The organism is Streptomyces sp. NPDC055140 (genome assembly GCF_053607285.1).
In genome coordinates this window covers 173,239-197,114 of sequence record NZ_JBSGTG010000016.1, presented here as the reverse complement: position 1 = coordinate 197,114, position 23,876 = coordinate 173,239, and the positions used below count along the sequence as shown (strand labels likewise).

The following is a 23,876-nucleotide window of genomic DNA, read 5'->3' as shown; positions in this document are numbered from 1 at the left end:
AGCGAACGGAATTGACCACCGGGCGGACAGGGGGACGCGTCGTGGAGGAGTATGCCGGGCGAGTGCTCGCCGACCGCTACCGCCTGCCGCTGTCGCCGGCCGACGCGTACGAGTTCGCCCAGACGCGGGCGTTCGACACCTACAGCGGCCAGGAAGTCCTGGTCAGGCAGGTGCCGTTACCCGAAGTCGTCGAGGCCGAGGTGCTCGACGCCGAAGGACTCCCGGACGGGTTCGTACCGCGTGAGTCGCGTGGCCGGCGCGAGCGGGGTGACGCGGCGCGGACCACGCGGAGGTCGGCGGATCCCGCGGTGCGCCGCGCCATCGAGGCCGCGCAGGCCGCCGCCCAGATACCCGACCACCCAAGGCTCGACCAGGTCTTCGACGTGTTCGCCGAGGGCGGTTCGCTGTGGATCGTCAGCGAGGTCGTCTCCGCACGGCCGCTCGCCGCGCTGCTCGCCGAGGAACCGCTGTCCCCGTACCGGGCGGCCGAGGTCGCGTCCGACGTCCTCACCGCACTGCGCGCGCTGCACGCCCACGGCTGGGTCCACCGGAACATCACCGCCCGCACGGTCCTCGTCTGCGACGACGGCCGGATCGTGCTGACCGGACTCGCCGCCGGTGCGGCGGAGGAGGCGCTGTGCGGCTACGACCCGACCCCGGCGCCTCCCGCTGCCGCGGCGCCTCCGGCACCCCAGGAGCCGCGGCCTTCGGCGCCCGTGCCCCCGCACACGCATCCCGCTGCTTTCGCTCCCGCGCAGTCCCGGCCCGCCGCTCTTGAGGCCGGGAGTGACCCGCGGGCCGCGCGCGCGGGAGCGATAGCCGCGTACCGGGCGGGTGCGCGGGCGGCCGCGCGCGGGGGTGTGGACACGGACGGGACGCCGGGGCCGCCGCGGCGCGGACCGGGTGCGGAGCACGGAGGCGAGTCCGGCGCCGGTGCGCATGGCGGCGGCGCGGAGCCCGGCCGGATCGACGACCCCTACGGCGTACGCGGCTCCGCCGAGCGCCCCTGGCACGGGGCCACCCCGCGGCCCGGCATGGAGCAGCCCGAGCCGAGCGCTCCCACCCCTGAGAGTTCCGACCCTGCGCCCGGAGCGCCCGGAGCCACGCGTTGGGACCAGCTCATCCCCGCGCAGCAGCAGGCGGCCCCGGCGGCCGGTCGCGGGCCCACCACCGCTCTCGCCGCCGACCGCGCGCGGCAGGCGAGGATGACCGTCGTCGGGCCCGTCACCGAGCGCTGGGCGCCCGAGCAGGCGGGGCCCGTCCACGAGAACTGGCAGCTGGCCGCCCCGATCGGCCCGGCCACCGACCTGTGGGCCCTCGGCGCCCTCCTGTTCCGCGCGGTCCAGGGGCATGCCCCGTACCCGGAGGAGAACACCGGTGAGCTGGTGCAGATGGTGTGCGCCGAGCCGCCCGCGTTCGCCGAGGAGTGCGGGCCCCTGCGGCCCGTCGTCGAGTCGTTGCTGCGTCAGGACCCCACGGAGCGGCTCGACTTCGAGGAGCTTCGGGGGTGGCTCAGGTCGCTGGTGCGGTCCGCGCCGGAGCCGGAGGCGGGCACGAACCTCGTGGCCGCGCCCCCCTTCGACGCCACACGACTGCCGGTCGTACGGCGCCGGGGCGAGCTCGTGCGCAGGCGCCGCCGACGTTTCGCCGCCCAGGCCGGGACCGGGGCCGGGCACGCGCGGCACAAGCGGGCCAAGGCGCATCCGCAGCAGGCCGAGCGCCGCATGCAGGCGGAGCGCCGCACGCGGCCGGAGCGGGGATCGCCGGAGCGTCGCACCCAGTCGGATCGGCAGCCCAGGAAGCCCCGTTCGCTCGGCCGCACCCTGCTCGTTCTCGTGCTGCTCGGCCTGGCCGCCGCGGTCGCGTACGCGGTGGTCTTCATGCCGAAGGCCGAGCCGAGCGGCGGCACGCCGGGCGACGGCGCGAAGGATCACGCGGGCGCCACCGGCGGAGGCCGGCCCGCGCCCGAGGGCGGCAGGTCCACGCCGGCGCCTTCGGCGGGCGAATCAGCGGAGGGTCAGGGGAAGGACGGCGGCAAGAGCTCGTCGACCCCGTCCGCCACAGATCCGCAGACCGACTCGTCCGAACCAGAGGTCGCGCAGGGCTTCACCCTGCGCAAGGACCCCGAAGGGTTCCGCGTCGCCGTCGCCAAGGGCTGGAACCGGCAGGGCAGGAACGGACAGGGGCAGGTCCTCTACACGCACGGCGACTTCGAGCTCGTCGTCGTCCCGGGCCGCGACAGCACGTCCGCGTACGGCAGTGACCCGATGACGTACCAGCGGGAGAAGGAACGCGAGTTGCAGCCGTTCCGCGACTCGACGTGGGCGACATCCAGCGGGATGCGCCGGATCGACGTGGGCGGGCGGGCCATGGCCGAGGGTCAGTTCACCTGGCAGAACTCGGCGGGCCGCGAGACATACGTACGCAACCTCGCGATGATCGTGGGCGGCCGCTACCACGTGGTGCAGCTGCGGGGCCCCGAGGCCGAGCGCGACGAGGTGACGCGCCTGTACGAGCAGGCCTCGGCGACGTATCAGAGCACGGGCTGACGGCGCTGCCGCGCTGAATGCCCCCGCTGACCCCCCGTCTGAAATGTCCCCGCCGACCCCCAGTCTGCCCCCGTTCAGCCCCAGTTCGGCCTTCGTCCCGGCAGGCGACAAGCGTCACAGTGCGGTCTCCGTGCACCCCCGCCGGTTCCCTGTGCCTGGGCCGCTCCCTAATGTGGCTCTGTCAAGGCCATGAGCGGCCGTGGCACGACCAATGCGCCTGCGGGGGAACGTGAATCAGATGCAGGGCCTGCTCCTCGCGGGCCGCTATCGACTCGGTGACTCGATCGGGCGCGGCGGCATGGGCCGGGTGTGGCGCGCGCACGACGAAGTGCTGCACCGTGCCGTGGCCGTAAAGGAACTGACGGCGGCCCAGTACGTGCAGGAGGCCGATCGCGCCGTACTGCTCGCGCGGACACAGACGGAGGCGCGGGCCGCCGCGCGGATCAACCACCCGGCGGTCGTCACCGTCCACGACGTGCTGGAGCACGACGACCGGCCGTGGATCGTGATGGAACTCGTCGACGGTCCCTCGCTCGCGGACGCCGTGAAGGAGTCGGGCCGCATCCTGCCGGGCGAGGCCGCCCGCATCGGCCTGTGGACGCTGCGGGCGCTGCGCGCCGCGCACGCGGCCGGCGTGCTGCACCGCGACGTCAAGCCGGGCAATGTCCTGCTCGCCCGCGACGGACGCGTGCTGCTCACGGACTTCGGCATCGCGCAGGTCGAGGGTGACTCGACGATCACGCGGACCGGCGAGATAGTCGGCTCGGTCGACTATCTGGCGCCCGAGCGGGTCAGCGGCGCGGCGCCAGGACCCGCGTCCGACCTGTGGGCGCTGGGCGCCACACTGTTCACGGCCGTGGAGGGGAAGTCCCCGTTCCGGCGCACGTCGCCGATCAGCACGATGCAGGCCGTCGTCGAGGACGAGCCGGGCGAACTCATGCACGCGGACGCCCTCGCGCCCGTCATTCAGGCGCTGCTGCGCAAGGACCCGGCCGCGCGTCCGTCCGCCGACGAGGCCGAGGTGATGCTCGCCGAGGCGGCGGAGGGGCGTCGGTCCAGCGCGGCGCAGGCCTACGTGCCCACGCAGGTGCATGTCGCGGCGCCGCCGACGCCCCCGGAGAATTCGACTGCGATAGGCGTGCATCACGCCGCCATGCCGGCGGTCCCCGCGGCCGGTCGCCGCAAGTGGCCACGGGTCGTCGCCGTGGCGCTGGCGGCGGCGCTCGTCGGCGGCGGCGGAGTGTTCGCCGCGAACCACTACCTGAGTCACCGGACCTCGACGAACACGAACTCCGGCAAGGACAAGGCCGCGAGTGCCTCGTCGGGTTCCGGCAGCGGTCAGCACAAGGCCGGGAGCATCCCGGACAACTGGGTCGAGATCCACGACGTCGAGGGGTTCAGCCTCAAGCTGCCGAAGGGCTGGAAGCGGCAGGCGGACGGCTCTCAGATCGACTACACGCCGGACGGCGGGGCCCACTTCGTGCGGATCGCGGTCGACAAGTCTCCCGACTGGCCCGACTCGTACCACCACCAGCTGGACCTGGAACGGCAGGTCACGAAGCCGCCCGGGCTGCCCGACTACCAGCAGGTCAACCTGCAGCCCAACACCTACCGCGACCGGTCGGGATCCCTGTGGGAGTTCACCTGGACCGCGGGCAACAAGGACACGACGTCGGGCCCACGGCACGCCATCGAGCAGACGTACGTTGAGAACGACGGCACCGAGTACGCCATCTATCTGTCCGTGCCGTCGGCCGACTGGGACGAGGCGCGGCAGCAGTTCGACGCGATCCTGCGGAGCTGGACGCCGTAGGCATCCCTGGTGTGCGGGCGGCGGCCTGCGGTTTCGTTGATCCCTTGACGGCCCGGAGCGAGCCCCTCCGAGGCCCGTTCCGTGCGGCATGATGGAACGCATGGGGACCGAGGGGGAGGACAACGTCCGTGTGATCGCCGGGCGTTACCGGCTCGAGGCGCGCATCGGCCGGGGCGGAATGGGCGTCGTGTGGCGCGCCTCCGACCAGCTCCTCGGGCGGCGCGTCGCCGTCAAGGAGCTCGTGCTCGACGAGACGCTCTCCGCCGACGAGGCCCGCCGCCAGAAGGACCGCACCCTGCGCGAGGCCCGCGCGGTCGCCCAGCTCCGACACCCGAACGTCATCGTCGTCCACGACGTCGTGGAGCACGGCGAACGCCCTTACATCGTCATGGAGTTGATCGAAGGAGGCTCGCTCGCCGAGCGGCTCTCGCGGACCGGCCCCGTCGACGCGCGGGAGGCGGCCCGGATCGGGATCGCGCTGCTCGGCGCGCTGCGGGTCGCGCACGCGGCGGGGGTCCTGCACCGCGATCTGAAGCCGGCGAACGTGCTCGTCGAGGCGGGCAGCGAGCGCGTCGTGCTCACGGACTTCGGGATCGCGCAGGTCAGCGGCGCGACGACGCTCACCGAGACGGGTTCCTTCGTCGGCTCGCCCGAGTACACGGCGCCCGAGCGGATGGCGGGGGAGCGGACCGGGCCCGAGTCGGACCTGTGGTCGCTCGGCGCGATGCTGTGCGCCGCCCTGACAGGCGAATCACCGTTCCGGCGCGACTCGTTGGGCGGGATCATGCACGCCGTGGTCGTCGGCGAGATCAATCCGCCCGCCGAGGCCGAGCCGCTGCTGCCCGTCGTACGGGGACTGCTTGAGCGCGATCCGGCGCTCAGGCTCGGCCTGGACGAGGCCGACCGGCTCCTTCGCGCGTACGTCGCCACGGGCACGACGCCGCGCCCCGTGGCCGGCTACACGCCCACTGCCCGGAACACCCCCACGGCGCACGCTCCGACTCCCCCGCAGAAGCGTTCCCCCCGCGCCGTTCTCGCGGCCGCCGCGCTCGTCGCCGCGATGGCCGGGGCCGGCGTCTCCGCGGCCGCGCTCCTCGTGAACGGCGGCGACGGCGGCGGCACCCACCGCCCCACGGCGTCCGCGCCAGGCCCCACGGGCGACGCGGCGTCCCCCTCGGATTCGGCCCCGGAGCCCCGCCCGACGGTCACGGTCACGGAGCAGCAGACCGGGACGCGTCCCGCGTCCCCCGCCGGTTACCGCACGGCCGTCGACCCGGAGGGGTTCTCCCTGGCCGTGCCGGACGACTTCAGCCGCAAGCCCGACGGACCCCGGATCTTCTACATGTCGCCGGGCGACACGTTCAGGATCGGCATCAAGGCGGCCGCCCCCGACCCGGGCGGGCCCGGCGCGGTGCAGCGGCGCTCCGACGCGAAGGGGCCCGCCAACAACCCGGGCTACCGGGACGGTTCCGTCACCGACACCACCCACGGGGGCCGGCCCGCCGCGCTCTGGCGGTTCACGTGGAACGGCTTCAGCACGGCGGAGGGCGCGAGGCACACGTACGACCTGTGCTGGGAGCAGGGTGGCCGGATGTACGACGTGTGGGTGTCGGCGCCGGTCGGGCGGATCACGGAGGCCAAGCGGTACTTCGACACGGCGGTCGCCACCTTCGTGCCCTCCGGGGGCGGCTGAGGCATCGGGGCGGTCACAACTGCGTGACCGGAGTGGATCCGGAGGCGTCCCGCACGGTAGGCATGGGGGCATGAGTGACAACGGGGGACCCGCCTACGGCCCGAACGATCCGACGAGCTTCGGACTCCAGCCGCCGCAGCAGCCGCACACGCCCCGGCAGGGGAACCCGTACGCGCAGGAGCCCCCGGCGCCGCAGCAGCCCCCCACCGCGTATCCCCAGCCGCAGTCCCCGCACCGGCCGCCGCCCACCCAGGTCGTGCCGCCGCGGCAGAGTGCGGAGCCCGAGCCGGGCGCGGGGCGCCTCATCGGCGGGCGCTACCGGCTCCTGAGCAAGCTCGGGCACGGCGGCATGGGCACCGTGTGGCGGGCCAAGGACGAGACGGTGGACCGTGAGGTGGCGGTCAAGGAGCCGCGCGTCCCCGACCATCTGCCGGAGCGTGAGCGGACCACCGTCTTCGAGCGGATGCGGCGAGAGGCGCGTGCGGCGGCCCGGCTCGACCATCCGGCCGTGGTCAACGTCCACGATGTCGCCGTCGAGGACGGACAGCCGTGGATCGTCATGGAGTTCGTGCAGGGGCGCACGCTCGGCGCCGCGCTCCAGGAGGGCACGCTCGGCGCCCGCGAGGCTGCCCGGATCGGCCTCGAAGTGCTCGGCGCCCTTGAGGCCGCGCACGCCGCGGGCGTCCTGCACCGCGATGTGAAGCCCGACAACGTGATGCTGGGCCGCCACGACCGTGTGGTCCTCACCGACTTCGGCATCGCCCAGATCGAGGGCGAGACCAATCTGACGGACACCGGCGGCTTCGTCGGTTCGCCCGAGTTCATCGCCCCGGAGCGCGTCCTAGGGCAGCGCCCGGGCCCCGCCTCCGATCTGTGGTCCCTCGGCGTCGTGCTGTACGCGGCGACGGAGGGCGTCTCGCCGTTCCGCCGCAGCAACACGCCGGCGACGCTCCAGTCCGTGATCAACGCGACCCCGGCGGCGCCCGCCGCGGCCCAGGGCCCGCTCGCCGAGGCCATCAACGGCCTGCTCGCCAAGGACCCGGCCCGGCGCCCGAACGCGGCGCGCGTGCGGGACCTCCTGGAGCGCGCGGCCAATCCGCCGGAGCAGCCGCCCACCCAGGTCGTCCAGGTCGCGGGCCCCGGCGGCAAGGGCGTCAGCCTCAGCCGCAAGGCGCTGCTCGGCGTCGGCGCGGCGGTCGTCGCGGCGGCGGTGGTGGCGTACCTGGTGATCGCGAACCCGTTCGCGGGGCCGCTGCCGGACGGGTGGCAGGACCATCAGGAGAAGACGGTCGCGGCGACGTTCGCGGCGCCGCCGGAGTACGTCAGATTCGTGGCGGACAACAGCATCATCAAGACCGATCACTGGGTCTCCTACCGGGATCCGAGCTACGCGGTCTCCATCACTCTCTCGCTCAGGAAGAAGTCCGAGGACAGCGCGAACGGGATCGCGAGCTCCGCGTCCGCGCAGGCCTACAAGGAGTCCGACGAGATCAACAAGGGTGACAACCCGAAGATGGCGGACAAGCCCGTTCCGCACAGCCGGACCGCCAAGACCACGTACAACGACCGTGAGTCCGCCGAGAACACCATCACCTACCTGGATGACAGCGATTCCGACGCGCCCAAGCCGCGCGAGGCGAAGGTCTTCTACTACAAGACCCGGTCGGGCGACATGTACCAGCTGTGGATCGACTACCCGGGCAAGGGCGACTTCACCGAGCGCGGGCGCGAGGTGGCGAAGGCGGCGATCGCCAACCTCGCCATCGACAAAGTCTGATCGGCGGGCATCGGCGAACATCGACGAACTATGGGTGAAGGCCCTGACAACGCGCTGATCAGGGGCTTTGTTGCCAGCGATCGCTGGCGGCGTGTGAGTGCTTGGTGAAACCTCGTTACCCGTGGGTACCCAAAACGTTGACGGGCCCTTACGCTCGCGCCATGACGGACTCGCAGGCCATCTCCAAGGACCGTACGGACAAGACCGGCACGAACCCGGTCGCCCCCGCCCCGCAGGGCGCGCGCACCGCGGCCGACGTGGTGACGCCCGAGCTGGTCGCCCAGCTCACCAAGGGTGTGGCCGGCTCGGGCCGCACCGCCAACCACACGCCGTTCACCGGCGAGAAGCTGGCGGACCTGCCCGAGTCCACGCCCGAGGACGTCACGAAGGCCTTCGAGCGGGCCCGCGCCGCGCAGGCGGTCTGGGCGAAGGTGCCCGCGCGGCAGCGCGCCGCCGTGCTGCTCCGCTTCCACGACCTGGTGCTCGCCCGCCAGGCCGAGGTCCTCGACCTGATCCAGCTGGAGACCGGCAAGGCGCGCCTGCACGCGCACGAAGAGGTCCAGGCCGTCGCCGTCGCGGCCCGCCACTACGGCCGCAAGGCCCCCGCCTATCTGAAGCCGAAGCGGCACACGGGCGCCGTTCCGACCCTCACCAAGGTCACCGAGCTGCGCCAGCCGCGCGGTGTCGTGGGCCAGATCGCGCCCTGGAACTACCCGTTCGAGCTGTCGGTCGGCGACGCTCTTCCCGCGTTCGTGTCCGGCAACGCCGTCGTCATGAAGCCCGACACGGAGACCTGCCTGACGGCACTGTGGGCGCGCGACCTGCTCATCGAGGCGGGGCTGCCCGCCGAGGTCTTCCAGGTCGTCATCGGTGAAGGCCCGGTCGTGGGGCCCGAGTTGGTCAAGCACGCGGACTACGTCTCGTTCACCGGCTCCACCCGCACGGGCCGCGAGGTCGCCCAGGGCGCCGCCGCGCGCCTCGTCGGTGTCTCGCTCGAACTCGGCGGCAAGAACGCGATGCTGGTCCTCGAGGACGCCGACATCGACAAGGCGGCGGCCGGCGCGGTCCGCGCCTGCTTCTCCTCCGCGGGCCAGCTCTGCATCTCCATCGAGCGGCTCTACGTCCACGAGTCGATCGCGGACGCGTTCGTCGAGCGGTTCGCCACACGCACCAGGGCGATGCGCCTGGGCAAGTCCCTCGCATACGGCGCGGACATGGGATCCCTGGTCGGCGAGCGGCAGTTGGAGACGGTGACGCGGCACGTCGACGAGGCAGTCGCCAAGGGCGCGAAGCTCGTTGCCGGTGGCGTCGCGCGCCCCGACATCGGCCCGTACTTCTTCGAGCCGACCATCCTCGACGGCGTCGAGGCGCCGATGGCCGTCTGCAACGAGGAGACCTTCGGCCCGGTCGTCTCCATCTATCGCTTCACGGACGAGGACGAGGTCATCGGCCTCGCCAACGGGACGCCGTACGGCCTGAATTCCTCGGTCTGGACAAAGGACGCGAAGCGCGGCCACGACGTCGCCTCCCGGCTGCGCACCGGCACGGTGAACATCAACGAGGGCTACGCGCCCGCGTACGGCAGCGTTCAGTCGCCGATGGGCGGCATGAAGGACTCGGGTCTCGGCCGCCGCCACGGCTCCGAGGGCATCCTCAAGTACACCGAGGCGCAGACCGTCGCACACCAGCGGATCATGCCGATGGCGCCGTCGTTCGGGATGACCGACGAGAAGTACGCCGCATTCATGAGCCGCAGCCTGAAGGCGATGAAGACCTTCCGTCTTCGTTAGAGCACCACCCGTTCTCAACGAGGAGAGCCAGTGTCACAGGAGAACTCTGCCCGGAGTGAAGCCGGGAGCGCCGACGACGCCGCGTACGACTACGACGTCCTCGTCGTCGGCTCCGGCTTCGGCGGCTCCGTGTCCGCCCTGCGCCTGACCGAGAAGGGCTACCGCGTCGGCGTGCTCGAAGCGGGTCGCCGCTTCGAGCCCGGCACGCTGCCCAAGAACTCCTGGGACCTCAAGAACTACCTGTGGGCGCCCAAGTTCGGCATGTACGGCATCCAGCGCATCCACCTCCTCGGCAACGTGATGGTCCTCGCCGGGGCGGGCGTCGGCGGCGGCTCGCTGAACTACGCCAACACCCTCTACGTGCCCCCGAAGCCCTTCTTCGAGGACCCGCAGTGGAAGGACATCACCGACTGGCAGTCAGAGCTGAAGCCGTACTACGACCAGGCGCAGCGCATGCTGGGCGTGCGGCTCAACCCGACCATGACGCCGGCCGACGTCCACCTCAAGGCGGCGGCCCAGGACATGGGCATCGGCGACACGTTCCACATGGCGCCGGTGGGTGTGTTCTTCGGCGACGGCAAGGATGCCGACGGCTCGGCGAAGGCCGCGCCCGGCACGCAGGTCGACGACCCGTACTTCGGGGGCGCGGGCCCGGCCCGCAAGGCGTGCACCGAGTGCGGCGAGTGCATGACGGGCTGTCGCCACGGCGCGAAGAACACCCTCAACGAGAACTACCTGTACCTCGCCGAGAAGGCCGGCGCGATCGTGCACCCGATGACGACGGTCGTCTCCGTCACCGACGACTCGCAGGGCGGCTACGCGGTCGCGACGCTCCCGACGGACGACAGGAAGAAGGGCGCGGGCCGTACGTTCAAGGCCCGGCGCGTCATCGTCGCGGCCGGCACGTACGGCACGCAGACCCTGTTGCACCGCATGAAGGCGGGCGGCCAACTCCCGTATCTGTCCGCCAGGTTGGGCGAGCTGACGCGCACGAACTCCGAGGCGCTCGTCGGCGCCCAGACCAACAACCGCCGATACAAGAAGCGTCACGGCAAGCCCAAGGTCGACTTCACTCAGGGCGTCGCGATCACGTCCTCGATCCACCCGGACGAGAACACGCACATCGAGCCGGTCCGCTACGGCAAGGGCTCGAACGCGATGGGCGGCATGACGATCCTCCAGGTCCCGTACGCGCAGGGCTCGTCCCGTGTGGTCGGGTGGCTCGCCAACGTGGCCAAGCACCCGACGCTGCTGGCGCGTTCGCTCTCCAACCACCGCTGGTCCGAGCGGACCATCATCGGTCTGGTCATGCAGTCCCTCGACAACTCGCTGACGACGTATCTGAAGCCGGACGGCGTCGGCAAGGGCCTGCTCACGGCCGAGCAGGGCCATGGCGCGCCCAACCCCAAGCAGATCAAGGCCGCCGTGGACGCCGCGTCCACGATCGCCGCCGAGATCAACGGCTTCGCCGGCTCGAACATCGGCGAGCTGATGGGCACCCCGCTGACCGCGCACTTCCTGGGCGGCTGCCCGATCGGCGACTCCCCGGAGACGGGCGTCATCGACCCGTACCACCGCGTATACGGCCACCCGGGCATCTCGGTCGTCGACGGCGCCGCGGTGACGGCGAACCTGGGCGTGAACCCGTCCCTGACCATCACGGCGCAGGCCGAGCGCGCGATGTCGTACTGGCCCAACAAGGGCGAGGAGGACCCGCGTCCGGCGCAGGGCGTGGCGTACGCGCGGCTGTCCGCGGTCGTGCCGAAGAACCCGGCGGTCCCGGAGGACGCGTTCGGCGCGCTGAAGCTGCCGTTCCTGGGGATGCCGGCGGTCCCGCCGAAGAAGTAGCCCGGCACGCCTCCCGGGGCGGACACACGAAAGGACCTGCACCCCCCTCCGAGCGCAGGTCCTTTCGTGTGTCCACGGGGTGTTACGCGGTGGCGCCGGCCTTGCGGCGACGCACGGCGAACACGGCACCGGCACCGGCGACGACGGCGACGCCGCCGATCAGGCCGATGGTCGGGACCATGGAGGACGAACCGGTCTCAGCGAGGCTGCCGGTCACCTCCTGGGTGTTGTTGTCGTTCGGCTTCTCGGTCGGCATCGGAACCTTGCCGCCTTCCTGCGGCTTGGTCCCGTCGGTGTCCGTGCCCGGCTTCACGATCTGGATGAGGTAGCTGGCGGAGCTGTCGCTGATGCACTCCAGCTCGTCGTCGCTGTAGAAGCCGCCGCCGATGGTCAGGCCGGCGCCGATGGGGGCGTTGGCCTTCACGTTCAGGCGAAGCTGGTAGTTGACGGACTTGCCGGCCTTGATGCCCGACAGGTCGAGGAAGCCGAACGAGTAGCCGTCGCCGTCGTCGATGTCGACCCAGGTGCCGTCGACCTTCGCCTGGAGGTGGACCTGGCTCGCCTTGTACGCGTTCTCGGCGTTCTCGTCGTTCGGGCCGACACCCGCGTAGAAGATGGCCTCGTCGAGGTCGGTCTTCGTCGGGTTCTTCACGTTGAGGGTGAAGGAGTGCCAGCCGCTGCCGACCGCGATCTTGCCGGGCAGGCCGCTCATGGAGACGGCCAGCTTGGACTGGTAGCCCTCGTTGTCCTCCTCGCAGATGCCGGTCGGCTCGGACGGGTCGTCGCTCGGCGTCTCGGACGCGGACGGCGACGGCGTGGTCGAGCCGGTCGGCTTGACGCCCTGGGACTCGCCGGCGGCGGGAGTGGTGTCGCCCGCGGCGGGCGTGGTGCTGGTGCCCTCCGCCGGGGTGGTGCTCGCGGTCTCCGAGGGAGTCGTGGTCTCGGGGGCCGGCGTGGTGGTCTCGGGGGCCGGGGTGCTCGTCTCGTCGGAAACCGCGGCGGGGGTCGCGGGCGACTCCCCGTCCGCGAACGCGGCCGGGGCCGACAGGAGCGCGATCGGGGCTATGGCAGCCGTCGCGGCCGCTGCGGCCAGGGCACGGCGAAGCTTCATGAAGACCTCGGAAAGTCCGGTGTACTGCGGCGCAGTACGAGCTGAGAGGCCTCCGCGTTGTGGGGTCGCGGGTGTGGCCGTTGGTTCCGCAGATGTGACCGGCCACTGGCCGAAAAGGTTGCCCTTGAACTAACGCCACTCTTATGTGAGGTGGGTCACTGACGGGCGCGTACAACCTTTGTGGTGACTTTCGATCGTTACGCAAAGCGCTGGCAAAGCAGGGCGGTGACGGGCTTGGATACGGCTCGGCGCGGCCCGACGCGTGGCGCCGTGCCGTGGATACCGAAGGTGGGAATGTGAACTCAGGTGTGAGGCGTGCCGTGGCGGCCGCCGCCGTGGTCGCGGCGCTGGGTGTGACGACGGCGTGCGGGGGGTCCTCCGAGACCACCGACGACGCCAAGAAGCCGGCCGCTTCGGAGAAGACCTCGGCCCCGGCGAAGCCCGCCGAGGAGGGTGCGAAGGCGCTCACCGCGGCCGAGCTGGAGGAGGCCGTCGTCACCACGAGCGACGTCAAGGGCTACAAGGTCGAGAAGGTGGGCAAGAGCGACCTGCCGCCGACAGAGAGCGTCGCCGCGAAGCCGGCCGCGTGCCAGCCGCTCGCCGACATGTTCATGTTCTCGACCCGGCCGACGGCGAAGGACCGGGTCGTGCGCACGCTCATGGCGACGGACGAGCTCGACCCCAAGGTGACCTCGCTCGCGCTGCTCGCGCACGACGGCGCCGACGCCGCGGAGGTCATGAAGGGCCTGCGCACGGCCTCGAAGAACTGCACCGCGTACGAGCACGTCGACTACAAGTACAGCGGCGTCAAGGAGCGGCCCGCGCCCGACGCGGGTGACGAGGCGGTCTCGTACGACGTGAAGGGCGTCATCGACGGCGACAAGGTCCCGATGACCTTCACCGTGGTGCGCAGCGGCTCGACGGTCGTGGCCTTCTACACCATGAACATGCTGGACTCGAGCAAGACCGACGTGCCGCAGGTGATCGTCGACGCGCAGCTCGCGAAGCTGGAGAAGACCGTCTGATCCGCACGGTCCGGATCGGCTTGCGAGCACAGCGAAGGGCCCCGCGGACGCGTCCACGGGGCCCTTGGCCTTCAGCACCGACGTCAGGGCGGCGTCGGTGCCGGGGGAGCGGCGCCGGGGGGTTGCGCCGCTGGTGCGGGTCTGCCGGGGGTCGCCACCCCGGCGCGCGGTGGCGCGCGGATGGGGCGGACCTGCGGCAATTCACTTGTGCAGCCCGGGACATGGGGCTTTGTGGGGTGTGGGGGTTCCTACGCATCGTGCTCGCGGGTCTGTCGTGCGCGCAACCGTTTCGACCTACCGTTTCGACCACAGGGGCGAAGGGGTTCTGGGGAGGCCGACCGGCCCCGGGCGTCCCCGGGACCGGCCGTTCTCTTGGGTGACCGGGCTGCTGTCCCCTGCCGTCCGGTCACAAACGCTGGAGCGAGGTCCCACGACGTACGGCATGGATCCCTACGTCTCATCGCTCCAGCGGAGCCACGCGTGGATTGAGCGGGCCCGCCCCTGGCTGGCACGGACATCGGGACCAACGAAGGGTGCCGCGCACCGGTCACGCGCCGTACGGGTGAGAGCGGATCCGAACGTGGGTGCGTCGCGTAGGCCTCAGACCCGGCCGCGGCACAGCTCCAGGAGCGTCATCGCGAGCCCGGTGCCGGGCTTGCCGAGGGCGTCCCTGTAGTGGCCGAGGATCTCCAGCTCGCGGGCCAGGTTCACGCGGCGGCCGCCCGAGGTGATCCGCGCCTCCTGGATGACGGCCGAGACGGCCATCCGTTCCTGGATCAGGCCGATGATCCGGTCGTCGAGCGAGTCGATGCGCTCGCGGGCGCCGGTGATCACGTCGGCGGCCTCGGAGGTCTGGGCGCCGGTCTTTTCGCTGGGGGTCGCGGTGGTGGTCATCTTGGGGCTCCTCGTCGTATGGGGACGGGTGTCCCGGAGCGGCAAGGACCGGATACGACAGAGCGCCCCGGGCCTTGTCGGCCCGGGGCGCCCGGTAGGTCGCTTGTCAGGTGATCAAGCAGCTCGACCATGGCAGCCGGCGGGCCGGTTGCCATAGGTAAAGAGGAAGTCGATGCGGAGCTTGGTCACAGGACCAGTATGCCCCGGCCCGGTGGCCCCGGCCACCGCGTCCGTGGGATGAGACGAAGAGTCTCCTCGCGGGCCCGTTAGAATCGACAAAACAGACCCCTGCTCGTGTTCCACCGCCGGAAGGCCGCCGCCGTGCCATCAGCGTCCCCCGCTGCCGCCCCTGACACCGTTCTGGTCGTCGACTTTGGTGCGCAGTACGCCCAGCTCATCGCCCGCCGCGTCCGCGAGGCCCGCGTCTACAGCGAGATCGTGCCGAGCACGATGCCGGTCGAGGAGATGCTCGCCAAGAACCCGAAGGCGATCATCCTCTCCGGCGGCCCCTCGTCCGTGTACGCGGAGGGCGCCCCGCGCCTGGACCGCGCCATCTTCGAGGCCGGCGTCCCCGTCTTCGGCATGTGCTACGGCTTCCAGCTGATGGCCACGACCCTCGGTGGCACCGTCGACGACAACGGCGCCCGCGAGTACGGTCGCACGCCGCTGACCGTCTCCCGTCCCGGCTCCACCCTCTTCGAGGGCACCCCGGCCGAGCAGCCCGTGTGGATGTCGCACGGCGACGCCTGCTCGGCCGCGCCCGAGGGATTCACCGTCACCGCGTCCACGGACGTCGTGCCGGTCGCTGCCTTCGAGAACGACGCGAAGAAGCTGTACGGCGTGCAGCACCACCCCGAGGTCATGCACTCCACGTACGGCCAGCAGGTCCTCGAGCACTTCCTCTACCGGGGCGCCGGCATCGAGCCGACCTGGACCACGGGCAACGTGATCGACGAGCAGGTCGCCGCGATCCGCGAGCAGGTCGGCACCAAGCGCGCGATCTGCGGCCTGTCCGGCGGCGTCGACTCCGCGGTGGCCGCGGCCCTCGTGCAGAAGGCCATCGGATCCCAGCTGACCTGCGTGTACGTCGACCACGGCCTGATGCGTAAGGGCGAGACCGAGCAGGTCGAGAAGGAGTTCGTCGCCTCGACCGGCGCGAACCTGAAGGTCGTCGACGCGAGCCAGCGCTTCCTCGACGCGCTGGCCGGCGTCTCCGACCCCGAGGCCAAGCGGAAGATCATCGGCCGCGAGTTCATCCGTGTCTTCGAGCAGGCGCAGGCGGAGATCGTCGCCGAGGGCGCGGCCGACGGCGAGGACGTCGCGTTCCTCGTCCAGGGCACGCTCTACCCGGACGTCGTCGAGTCCGGCGGCGGCACCGGCACGGCGAACATCAAGTCCCACCACAACGTGGGCGGCCTCCCCGAGGACCTGGAGTTCGCGCTCGTCGAGCCGCTGCGCCAGCTCTTCAAGGACGAGGTGCGCATGGTCGGCGCCGAGCTCGGCCTGCCGGACGATATCGTCCAGCGCCAGCCGTTCCCGGGCCCCGGCCTCGGTATCCGCATCGTCGGCGAGGTCACCAAGGACCGGCTCGACCTGCTGCGCGAGGCCGACGCCATCGCCCGCGAGGAGCTGACGGCGGCCGGTCTCGACCGTGACATCTGGCAGTGCCCGGTCGTCCTGCTCGCGGACGTGCGCAGCGTCGGTGTCCAGGGCGACGGCCGCACCTACGGCCACCCGATCGTCCTGCGCCCCGTCTCTTCCGAGGACGCCATGACGGCGGACTGGACGCGCATGCCGTACGACGTCCTGGCGAAGATCTCGACCCGCATCACGAACGAGGTCGCGGACGTCAACCGCGTCGTGCTCGACGTGACGAGCAAGCCGCCGGGCACCATCGAGTGGGAGTAGTCGCTCCCCGACACCGTGTGTGAAGGCGCCGCCCACTGCTGCATGCAGGGGGCGGCGCCTTCACGTGTGCCCTTCGCGCGCCGCGGGGCTCAGGTGCGCTTGGCGGTGCGTACCGGCTCGCCCGGCTTCCACACCTGTACGACCAGGTATTTGTCTTCCTCGATGAACGTGCGGGTGACCTCGGTCAGCTCGGTGCGGAAGAGGTGGAAGTCGTCCGGGTCGGGCACCTGGACCGAGTCCGTGTACGAGGCGATGACTTCGGGGTCCTCGACGAGCAGCGCGCGGCCCGAGATCCGTACGTCCCCGCCGCCCATGCCGGTGCCGCCGCCCGGGTTCGCCTGGATGGCGAAGCGCGGGTCCCGGAGCAGATCGCGGGCCTTGAGCGAGCCCGGCATCATGCCGAGCCAGAACTCCCCGTGCAGGAACCGCACCTCCAGTCCGCTCGTGCGCGGCGAACCGTCCCTGCGGAGGGTCGCCAGGATGTGGTGCTGGAACTGACCGAAGCGCTCCTCGACCGTCTTGGCGAGGTCCGGTTCGGCCGCGGTGAATGTGGCCCAGTTCGACGTCATACGTCGAGTCTGGCGCGGATACCCGACACCTGCTGTCCGGTATGAGCGGCAGTTCGGCGCACTCTCTTCACCGCCCGCCTCTGTCCTCCTGCGCTCCCCGGAGGTAACTTCCGCTCCATGTCCACGCAGACGCCCCCGCCGGTACCCACCGAACACCTCCAGTTCGCGATGCCCCCCATCCATGACTCCCCGGCCGACGAGCGTCGGCACCGCAAGGAGCGGCTCGCGGGCGCGCTGCGCATCTTCGGGCGCCTCGGCTACGAGGACGGGGTGTCGGGGCACATCACGGTGCGGGACCCGGAGTACGACGACTGCTACTGGGTGAACCCGTTCGGGATGCCGTTCAAGCACGTCACCGTGTCCGACCTGGTCCTCGCCAACGGGGACGGACAGGTCGTCGAGGGCCGCCGCCATGTGAACCAGGCAGCGTTCACCGTCCACGCCCAGGTCCACCGGGCGCGGCCCGACGTGGTCGCCGTCGCGCACTGCCACTCGCTGTACGGGCGGGCCCTGTCCACGCTGGGCGAGCTGATCGACCCGATCACCCAGGAGGCGTGCGCCTTCTATGAGGACCACGCGCTGCTCGACGAGTACACCGGCGTGGCCGTGGACCCGGACGAGGGGCGGCGCATCGCGGCCGCGCTCGGCTCGTACAAGGCACTCATCCTGCGCAACCACGGGCTGCTCACCGTGGGCGACTCCGTCGACTCGGCCGCGTGGTGGTTCCTGACGATGGAGCGCTCCTGCCAGGTGCAGCTCGCCGCGCGGGCCGCGGGCCGCCCGATCCTGATCGACCACCGCCAGGCCGTGGCCTCGCGGGAACAGCTGGGCGGCGACGTGGTCGCGTGGATCAACCATCAGCCCCTGTGGCAGGACATCAGCAGCGCGGAGCCGGATCTGCTGTCCTGAGTGCGGGGCTGTGGCCTCGGGGGTCAACGCGGGTGTTCACCGTTCACCCCCTCTGACCGGACCTGGCGGCCCTGGAAGGCCTTGCGTACGGCACAATTCCCAGTCATTAAACGGAAGTTGACGCGCGGCCGTTCGGGTCGGGCGGGCTCCGGATGGGAAGGCGGGCGTACCGGGTGGCGGTCCAGGAGGCGCGAGAGGGAACGCACAGCGGGGGCTGCACCTGCGGCGACTGCCCGCACGGGGCGCGCGAAGGGCACCGCAGGGCCGTGGCCGCGTTCCTCGCGAAGCGGGACGAACTGGCGGCCGGACAGGGACTGCCCGCCGCCGTCGCGCACTCGGCGGGCGCGTCCCGCCAGTGGGTCTCGGACGAACTGACGCAGTCCGCGCGGGACATGGCCGATCGTGGGCGCGCCGAGGGCGACGCGTGGCTCGCCGGGCTGTGGCCGCGCACCGTCGGCGTGGTGTGGGGCGGGTGCGCGCTGCTCCTGATCGTGCAGGCGCTCACGGCGATCGGCGCGGGCTGGACGACGGCGCGCACGGCCGGGCTGCTGGCGGCGGTCGTCGTGGGCGGCATCCTGACGGGCGCGGCCTACGTCCACCGGGCGGCCGGCGGGGTACTCGCCCCGGTCGTCGGTGAGGACAACCGCCTGTCCACCTCCCGCGCCGTCGCCGCCTGCTGGGTCCTCGTCGTGGTCTACGCGGTCCTTGTCCTGGCGGGCGAACTGGCCGGCGCCTCCGGCCACCGTGAACGGGACGCCTTGATCTCGGGTCTTGAACTCGCCCGGGGAGCCGGGGTGGTGACCGTCCTCGCCGTCGTCTGCGGGGTCGCAGTCCTGGTGCGCCGGGTCGTGGGGCTGCGCGTGCTCGGCCAGCGCCTGCAGAAGGTGCGCGCGGACCGGCCGCGCGCCGCCGACCTGCTCACCGACGACTCAGGACGCGGCACCTTCGCCGACATCCAGTACGTGCTGATCTCGGCCGTCGCCTTGGTGTTCGTCGCGGTGCGCCTCGCCCGCCGCCCCGGACAACTGCCGGATCTGCCCTGGGGGCTTGCCCTGCTGGTCCTGGTCTCGGCGGCCACGTATCTCGCGGCCAAGTACGCGGAGGGCGGCCGGCCCGTGATCCTTTCGGTCGTGCGGTCCCGTGAGGCCGGGGACCTGGACGCGCCCATCCGCACCGGGGACGACATCGAGATCCGCGGGGCCGGCTTCGTGCCGCCCGGCGCGGCCACCGCGGACCGGCTCGCCCGCATGGTCGTCCGCATCGGACCCGTGCACGTCCATGTGCCTCTCGTCCCGGTGCGGGGCGGCTTCACCAACCCCACCGACTCGGCCCTGACGGTCCCGGTCCCCGTGGACGTCGAGCCGGGGCGGGTCGACGTCCAGGTCGTCACCGCGGCGGGCGTGGAGACGAACCGGTGCGCGATCGACGTTTCGGACTGAGTGCCCGCGTCCGGCCTGCGGCAATGACCAAACGTTACTGAGCAGTCGCGTCCGCTCGTACGTATGGTCTGGGGACGGGCAATTTTGCGGGCACCGATGCGGGCGCGAAAGGCGGCGGACGGGCGATGGCTCATGGCATGCGGACGGACACCCATACCAGTTATGTCAACGGCGGGGGCAGCTGGCGGGACAACGCTCAACGGTTCGCACTCCTTCCCTTGCGGATCTTCCTCGGCGTCACCTTCATCTACGCGGGGCTCGACAAACTGACCAACAGCGCGTTCTTTCACGCCACCGGATCGGGGTCGATCGGTGAGCAGATGCGCGGCGTGCGTGACATCTCCGCCATCCCCGCCATGGTCGACCTGGCGCTCAAGAACCCGGCCGGCTTCGGCTACGCGATCGCCTTCGGTGAACTGGCCGTCGGCATCGGCACGTTGATCGGTCTGCTGGCCCGGCTCGCCGCGGTCGGCGGGATGCTGATCTCGCTGAGCCTGTGGCTGACGGTGAGCTGGGCGACCGAGCCCTATTACCTGGGCAACGATCTCGCTTACCTGATGGCGTGGCTGCCGCTGGTGCTTGCGGGGGCGTCGGTGTTCTCGGTGGACGCGATGCTTGCGGCTCGGCGCCGGGCCCGGGGTGGGTTGAGCTGACGGGATCCTTGTATGCGACGGCGCGTCCTTTTCCTGGGGCGCGTGTCGTGGTTCGGACGCGGGGCGGGTGGGGCTGGGCGCGCAGTTCCCCTCGCCCCTTACCGGGCGCCTCTCGTGCCCTTCACCGGGAGCCGGAATCCGTTACGTGGGGTCTTTGGCGGCGTCGGATTGCGTAGGTTGCCGTGCCTGCTGCTCCGGCCAGGAACAGGCCGGCGGTGACTACAGGGATCACCGTGAACCACGGCAGTTCCCAGCTTCCCAGCGCGTCGCCCAGGTAGAGGGCTCCGGCCGCGGTCAGGAACAGGCCCGCGATCAGCTTTCCCGGCTGGAACTCATGACGTGGCACGGGCCACCTCCGCCTGTCCGACAGCGACTTCGAGCCGCAGCTCGACCGTGCCGCCGTCCTTGCTGCCCGCCGGCGGTGCGAGGGTCACTCTTTGCTCCTGTCCCGGACGGATGTCCACGTCCTGTGTCTTTTCGTCCGGCAGCCGGATGTCACCGACGCCCACCTCGGCCCGCAGCACGACCGTCGCGTCCCTCGGCACGACGACCTTGAGCTGCCCCGCCCCGACCTCCGCCCGCGTCGTCAGTGTCTTGCCCTTGCCGACGTCGATCCCGCTCAGGTCCAGCGTGCCGACGCCCGTCCCGAGTTCGTATCTCGGCGCGACCTGGGCGACGGAGGCCGGGGTCCAGTTGGTGCGCACCCAGTGGGTGGTGATGTTGGAGGGGAGCACGGCCGACGCGGCGAGGAGCCCGGCCGTGATGACCGCGAGGACGATCGAACCGGCGCCGGTCCGCCCCACGAAGGCGCTGAGCGCGATGCCCAGGCCGAAGACGACTAGCGCGCACGCGAGGCCGGCCTGGAGAGCCGTGCCGAGCGGGTGGCCGTGCCACGTCGCGGCGGTGCCCGCGCAGCCCGCGGCCAGTGCGAGGAGGAACGTCCAGCCACCGATCCAGCGCGGCCCGCGCTGCTTGGGCGCTCGGCTTTCCGGACCACGGGAGGGGACGTCAGGGCCCCAGACCGTACGGTGCGCGTGCGCCGTGGGCTCGTAACGGATGTCGACGCCGCTGTCGGGCCCCCAGAAGTACCCGGTCCCGCCGACGTGCGTGCCGTCCTTGACTATCGGGTCCCGCCACCAGGAAGGCGCCCCGGTGACGGGCGGCGCCTGGGCCTCGGGCGGCGCGTCGGCCACGGTCTGCGCGGCCAGAGGGTCGGGGTCGGCCGCTCTGCGCTGCTGGGACCAGTACCCCGCGCCCGCGAGGAGCAGGGCGAGGACGGCGGCGAATGTGAGCACCCCGCCGTTGTTCAGCATGGAGAGGAAGAGCCCGCAGCCGACGAGCGCGAAGAGCACGGCCGTCAGCGCCGGGCCGTCCACGCGGCCGGAGAGGAGCTTGCGCGCCTCGTTCTCCTCCTCGTCGTCGTACGGGACGAAGAGCCAGGCGAAGCCGTAGAAGATCAGGCCGAGCCCGCCGGTCGCGGCGAGCACGGCGAGACCGATCCGGAAGATCACCGGATCCATGTCGCAGTGCCGGCCGAGGCCCGCGCACACCCCGCCCAGCGTCCCGTGCCGCCGGTCGCGCCGGAACTTGCCCGGCGGCGCGGGGACGCCGGGCTCCTGTCCCGGTGCGGGCGGCGCGGACGCACCGCCGGAGCCGCGCCCGGACACCGCGTCCTGCGGCTGCCCGGCCTGCGCTCCCGTCGAGGCGTGCTGGTGATCTGTCATGCGTCCATGGTGACGGGCTCAGGTCCGCCGCGGCAGTCGGGACGACCCTGGACGAACCCTGAAATCGCCCCTGACGGCGCTCGGGGCCGGGCCGGAGATCAGGGGAGTCTCCGGGCTCAACCCTGATGCCCGGGGTCCGCCCCACGTGTGACCATCAATGGCATGCCGGAAGCCGCAGCACCACCCGTCGACGTCCCGCGGCCGCCGCGCAAGCTCTACCGCTCCAGCGACGGACGCTGGCTCGGCGGAGTGGCGCGGGGGCTCGCCGGGCATCTCGGCCTGCCCGTGATCTGGGTGCGGCTGGTCTTCGTGGGCCTGTTCATGGCGGACGGCCTCGGCGCGCTCCTGTACGCGGCGTTCTGGTTCTTCGTCCCGCTCGGCGTCGGCGGCGTGGGCAGCGAGCGGCCCCCGGCCTTCACCACGGAGACGGCGCAGGACGGGCGGCGCCGACTCGTCGCCCGTAAGCCGGACAAGGGGCAGATCGTCGCCCTGCTCCTCATGGTCGTCGTGTCGATGGTGTTCGTCGGCAACGTGAATCTGGCGGGGAACGCGAAGGCGTATCTGTGGCCGACGCTCCTCGTCGGTGCGGGCGTGGCCCTCGTCTGGCGCCAGGCGGACAATGCGCGCCGCGCCCGCTGGATGGCGGTCGGGCGCCGCAAGCGCACCCTGAATCTGGCGCGGGCCGCGGCCGGTGTCGTACTCGTCGGGGCCGGTGTCACCGGGATCTTCGTGCTCCAGGGGTCGGCCGAGCACCTCGGCTCCATCCTTCAGGCCGCCCTCGCCGTCCTCGTCGGAATCGCACTCCTCGCCGGCCCCTATCTCGTGCGTATGACGCAGGATCTGTCCGAGGAGCGCCTCATGCGGATCCGCGCGCAGGAGCGCGCCGAGGTCGCGGCCCATGTCCACGACTCGGTGCTGCACACGCTCACGCTGATCCAGCGGAACGCGGAGAGTGCGAGCGAGGTGCGGCGCCTGGCCCGTGCCCAGGAGCGCGACCTGCGGGCCTGGCTCTACAGACCGGAGGGGAACGGGAAGGACGAGGCGGAGGAGCCCGGCACGGTCGCGGAGGCGGTCAAACGCAGCGCGGCCGAGGTCGAGGACAAGCACGGAGTGCCCCTCGAGGTAGTGGTGGTCGGCGACTGCCCGCTCGACGACGGTCTCTCGGCACAGATGCAGGCCGCGCGGGAAGCGATGGTGAATGCCGCCAAGTACGGTGGCGAGGGCGGTGCGGTCCAGGTCTATGCCGAGGTCGAGGAGGAGACGGTGTTCGTGTCCGTACGCGACCGGGGCCCCGGCTTCGACCTCGACTCGATTCCCGCGGACCGGATGGGCGTACGAGAATCGATCATCGGCCGGATGGAGCGCAACGGCGGCACGGCGCGGCTGCGCGCGGTGCCGGACGGTGGCACGGAGGTCGAACTGACCATGAAGAGGGCGGAGAAGACCCCATGAGTGACGAGCAGGTCAAGCCTGACGCGACCGCGGCGAGCGCGCCGGAGACGGAGCCGGTCGGCCGTCACGCACGCGTGGTCCTTGTCGACGACCACCGGATGTTCCGCACCGGCGTCCAGGCGGAGATCGGCCGCACGGAGACGACGGGCGTCGAGGTGGTCGGCGAAGCCGCGGACGTGGACCAGGCGGTCACGGTCATCACGGCCACGCGCCCCGAGGTCGTCCTCCTCGACGTGCACCTTCCCGGTGGCGGCGGCGTCGAAGTCCTGCGCCGTTGCGCCCCGTTGATGGCGGCCGCCGACAATCCGGTCCGCTTCCTGGCCCTTTCCGTCTCGGACGCGGCGGAGGATGTCATCGGCGTCATCCGCGGCGGGGCCCGCGGGTACGTCACCAAGACGATCACCGGTACGGACCTGGTCGACTCGATCTTCCGTGTCCAGGACGGCGACGCCGTCTTCTCGCCGCGCCTCGCGGGCTTCGTCCTCGACGCGTTCGCTTCGACGGACGCTCCGCCGGTCGACGAGGACCTCGACCGTCTGACGCAGCGCGAGCGCGAGGTCCTGCGCCTCATCGCCCGCGGCTACGCGTACAAGGAGATCGCCAAGCAGCTGTTCATCTCCGTCAAGACGGTCGAGTCCCATGTCTCGGCGGTCCTGAGGAAGCTCCAGCTGTCGAACCGCCATGAGCTGACCCGGTGGGCTACGGCGCGGCGCCTGGTGTGA

The 23,876-nt window shown here is 71.6% G+C and carries 18 protein-coding genes; 13 read left to right on the top strand and 5 right to left on the bottom strand.

Annotation, left to right across the window (positions count from 1 at the left end; genetic code table 11):
* Nucleotides 1–41 precede the first annotated feature (41 nt).
* The 6 genes from ACWFR4_RS28120 to ACWFR4_RS28095 all read left to right on the top strand — a co-directional run bounded on the left by ACWFR4_RS28120 (nt 42) and on the right by ACWFR4_RS28095 (nt 11,470).
* Complete coding sequence (locus ACWFR4_RS28120; protein ID WP_453655119.1) at nt 42–2,549, top strand: protein kinase; 2,508 nt, start codon at nt 42–44, stop codon at nt 2,547–2,549.
* A gap of 238 nt (nt 2,550–2,787) precedes the next feature.
* Nucleotides 2,788–4,362: a protein kinase domain-containing protein gene (locus ACWFR4_RS28115; protein WP_453655174.1), complete on the top strand. Its 1,575-nt coding sequence runs from the start codon at nt 2,788–2,790 to the stop codon at nt 4,360–4,362.
* Between the two features lie 100 nt (nt 4,363–4,462).
* Nucleotides 4,463–6,055: a protein kinase domain-containing protein gene (locus ACWFR4_RS28110; RefSeq protein WP_453460555.1), complete on the top strand. Its 1,593-nt coding sequence runs from the start codon at nt 4,463–4,465 to the stop codon at nt 6,053–6,055.
* A 70-nt stretch (nt 6,056–6,125) separates the two neighbouring features.
* The gene (locus tag ACWFR4_RS28105) at nt 6,126–7,832 is read left to right on the top strand and encodes a serine/threonine-protein kinase (RefSeq protein ID WP_453655117.1); all 1,707 of its coding nucleotides are present in this window, start codon (nt 6,126–6,128) and stop codon (nt 7,830–7,832) included.
* Between the two features lie 161 nt (nt 7,833–7,993).
* Nucleotides 7,994–9,622, top strand: coding sequence for a succinic semialdehyde dehydrogenase (locus tag ACWFR4_RS28100; protein WP_453460550.1), 1,629 nt, complete (start codon nt 7,994–7,996; stop codon nt 9,620–9,622).
* 30 nt (nt 9,623–9,652) lie between these two features.
* Nucleotides 9,653–11,470, top strand: coding sequence for a GMC oxidoreductase (locus tag ACWFR4_RS28095; RefSeq protein WP_453460547.1), 1,818 nt, complete (start codon nt 9,653–9,655; stop codon nt 11,468–11,470).
* 82 nt (nt 11,471–11,552) lie between these two features.
* On the opposite strand, the gene ACWFR4_RS28090 is transcribed toward ACWFR4_RS28095, so the two are convergent.
* Complete coding sequence (locus tag ACWFR4_RS28090) at nt 11,553–12,581, bottom strand: LAETG motif-containing sortase-dependent surface protein (RefSeq protein WP_453460544.1); 1,029 nt, start codon at nt 12,579–12,581, stop codon at nt 11,553–11,555.
* A gap of 296 nt (nt 12,582–12,877) precedes the next feature.
* Between ACWFR4_RS28090 and ACWFR4_RS28085 the strand changes: the two genes are divergently transcribed.
* Nucleotides 12,878–13,606 carry a hypothetical protein gene (locus ACWFR4_RS28085; RefSeq protein ID WP_453460542.1) on the top strand — a complete coding sequence of 243 codons (729 nt, stop codon included), beginning with the start codon at nt 12,878–12,880 and terminating at the stop codon, nt 13,604–13,606.
* A gap of 600 nt (nt 13,607–14,206) precedes the next feature.
* Here ACWFR4_RS28085 and ACWFR4_RS28080 read toward each other — a convergent pair.
* Nucleotides 14,207–14,500 carry a chorismate mutase gene (locus ACWFR4_RS28080; protein WP_453655115.1) on the bottom strand — a complete coding sequence of 98 codons (294 nt, stop codon included), beginning with the start codon at nt 14,498–14,500 and terminating at the stop codon, nt 14,207–14,209.
* 321 nt (nt 14,501–14,821) lie between these two features.
* On the opposite strand from ACWFR4_RS28080, the gene guaA reads away from it, so the two are divergent.
* Nucleotides 14,822–16,408, top strand: coding sequence for a glutamine-hydrolyzing GMP synthase (gene guaA / locus ACWFR4_RS28075; protein WP_453469665.1), 1,587 nt, complete (start codon nt 14,822–14,824; stop codon nt 16,406–16,408).
* An 89-nt stretch (nt 16,409–16,497) separates the two neighbouring features.
* Here the strand turns inward: guaA and ACWFR4_RS28070 are convergent, their stop codons facing one another.
* Nucleotides 16,498–16,977 (bottom strand): pyridoxamine 5'-phosphate oxidase family protein, encoded by a 480-nt coding sequence (locus ACWFR4_RS28070; RefSeq protein WP_453468330.1) that lies wholly within the window; start codon nt 16,975–16,977, stop codon nt 16,498–16,500.
* A 117-nt stretch (nt 16,978–17,094) separates the two neighbouring features.
* Between ACWFR4_RS28070 and ACWFR4_RS28065 the strand changes: the two genes are divergently transcribed.
* From ACWFR4_RS28065 to ACWFR4_RS28055, 3 genes are all read left to right on the top strand, one after another.
* Nucleotides 17,095–17,886 carry a class II aldolase/adducin family protein gene (locus ACWFR4_RS28065; RefSeq protein ID WP_453468331.1) on the top strand — a complete coding sequence of 264 codons (792 nt, stop codon included), beginning with the start codon at nt 17,095–17,097 and terminating at the stop codon, nt 17,884–17,886.
* Between the two features lie 173 nt (nt 17,887–18,059).
* Nucleotides 18,060–19,325 (top strand): hypothetical protein, encoded by a 1,266-nt coding sequence (locus ACWFR4_RS28060; RefSeq protein ID WP_453468332.1) that lies wholly within the window; start codon nt 18,060–18,062, stop codon nt 19,323–19,325.
* Between the two features lie 125 nt (nt 19,326–19,450).
* A complete protein-coding gene (locus ACWFR4_RS28055; RefSeq protein ID WP_453468333.1) occupies nt 19,451–19,978 on the top strand; it encodes a DoxX family protein in 528 nt (175 codons plus the stop codon).
* Between the two features lie 121 nt (nt 19,979–20,099).
* Here ACWFR4_RS28055 and ACWFR4_RS28050 read toward each other — a convergent pair whose 3' ends face one another.
* Both ACWFR4_RS28050 and ACWFR4_RS28045 read right to left on the bottom strand, forming a co-directional pair.
* Entirely contained in the window at nt 20,100–20,324 is a 225-nt protein-coding gene (locus ACWFR4_RS28050; protein ID WP_453468334.1) for a hypothetical protein, read from the bottom strand.
* A complete protein-coding gene (locus ACWFR4_RS28045) occupies nt 20,311–21,702 on the bottom strand; it encodes a PspC domain-containing protein (protein WP_453655114.1) in 1,392 nt (463 codons plus the stop codon). Before ACWFR4_RS28045 ends, ACWFR4_RS28050 begins: the two co-directional genes overlap by 14 nt.
* A gap of 162 nt (nt 21,703–21,864) precedes the next feature.
* Here ACWFR4_RS28045 and ACWFR4_RS28040 point away from each other — a divergent pair, with 162 nt between their 5' ends.
* Complete coding sequence (locus ACWFR4_RS28040; protein WP_453468336.1) at nt 21,865–23,154, top strand: ATP-binding protein; 1,290 nt, start codon at nt 21,865–21,867, stop codon at nt 23,152–23,154.
* A complete protein-coding gene (locus ACWFR4_RS28035) occupies nt 23,151–23,876 on the top strand; it encodes a LuxR C-terminal-related transcriptional regulator (protein ID WP_266561056.1) in 726 nt (241 codons plus the stop codon). The genes ACWFR4_RS28040 and ACWFR4_RS28035 overlap by 4 nt, the downstream gene beginning before the upstream one ends.

What these genes read in the sequence shown, in the direction of transcription:
- ACWFR4_RS28065 (WP_453468331.1), top strand. Translation starts at nt 17,095, where the DNA reads ATGTCCACGCAGACGCCCCCGCCGGTACCCACCGAACACCTCCAGTTC.
- ACWFR4_RS28035 (WP_266561056.1), top strand. Translation starts at nt 23,151, where the DNA reads ATGAGTGACGAGCAGGTCAAGCCTGACGCGACCGCGGCGAGCGCGCCG.
- ACWFR4_RS28110 (WP_453460555.1), top strand. Translation starts at nt 4,463, where the DNA reads ATGGGGACCGAGGGGGAGGACAACGTCCGTGTGATCGCCGGGCGTTAC.
- ACWFR4_RS28105 (WP_453655117.1), top strand. Translation starts at nt 6,126, where the DNA reads ATGAGTGACAACGGGGGACCCGCCTACGGCCCGAACGATCCGACGAGC.
- ACWFR4_RS28115 (WP_453655174.1), top strand. Translation starts at nt 2,788, where the DNA reads ATGCAGGGCCTGCTCCTCGCGGGCCGCTATCGACTCGGTGACTCGATC.
- ACWFR4_RS28055 (WP_453468333.1), top strand. Translation starts at nt 19,451, where the DNA reads ATGGCTCATGGCATGCGGACGGACACCCATACCAGTTATGTCAACGGC.
- ACWFR4_RS28070 (WP_453468330.1), bottom strand. Translation starts at nt 16,977, where the DNA reads ATGACGTCGAACTGGGCCACATTCACCGCGGCCGAACCGGACCTCGCC.
- ACWFR4_RS28045 (WP_453655114.1), bottom strand. Translation starts at nt 21,702, where the DNA reads ATGACAGATCACCAGCACGCCTCGACGGGAGCGCAGGCCGGGCAGCCG.
- ACWFR4_RS28100 (WP_453460550.1), top strand. Translation starts at nt 7,994, where the DNA reads ATGACGGACTCGCAGGCCATCTCCAAGGACCGTACGGACAAGACCGGC.
- ACWFR4_RS28040 (WP_453468336.1), top strand. Translation starts at nt 21,865, where the DNA reads ATGCCGGAAGCCGCAGCACCACCCGTCGACGTCCCGCGGCCGCCGCGC.
- ACWFR4_RS28080 (WP_453655115.1), bottom strand. Translation starts at nt 14,500, where the DNA reads ATGACCACCACCGCGACCCCCAGCGAAAAGACCGGCGCCCAGACCTCC.
- ACWFR4_RS28090 (WP_453460544.1), bottom strand. Translation starts at nt 12,581, where the DNA reads ATGAAGCTTCGCCGTGCCCTGGCCGCAGCGGCCGCGACGGCTGCCATA.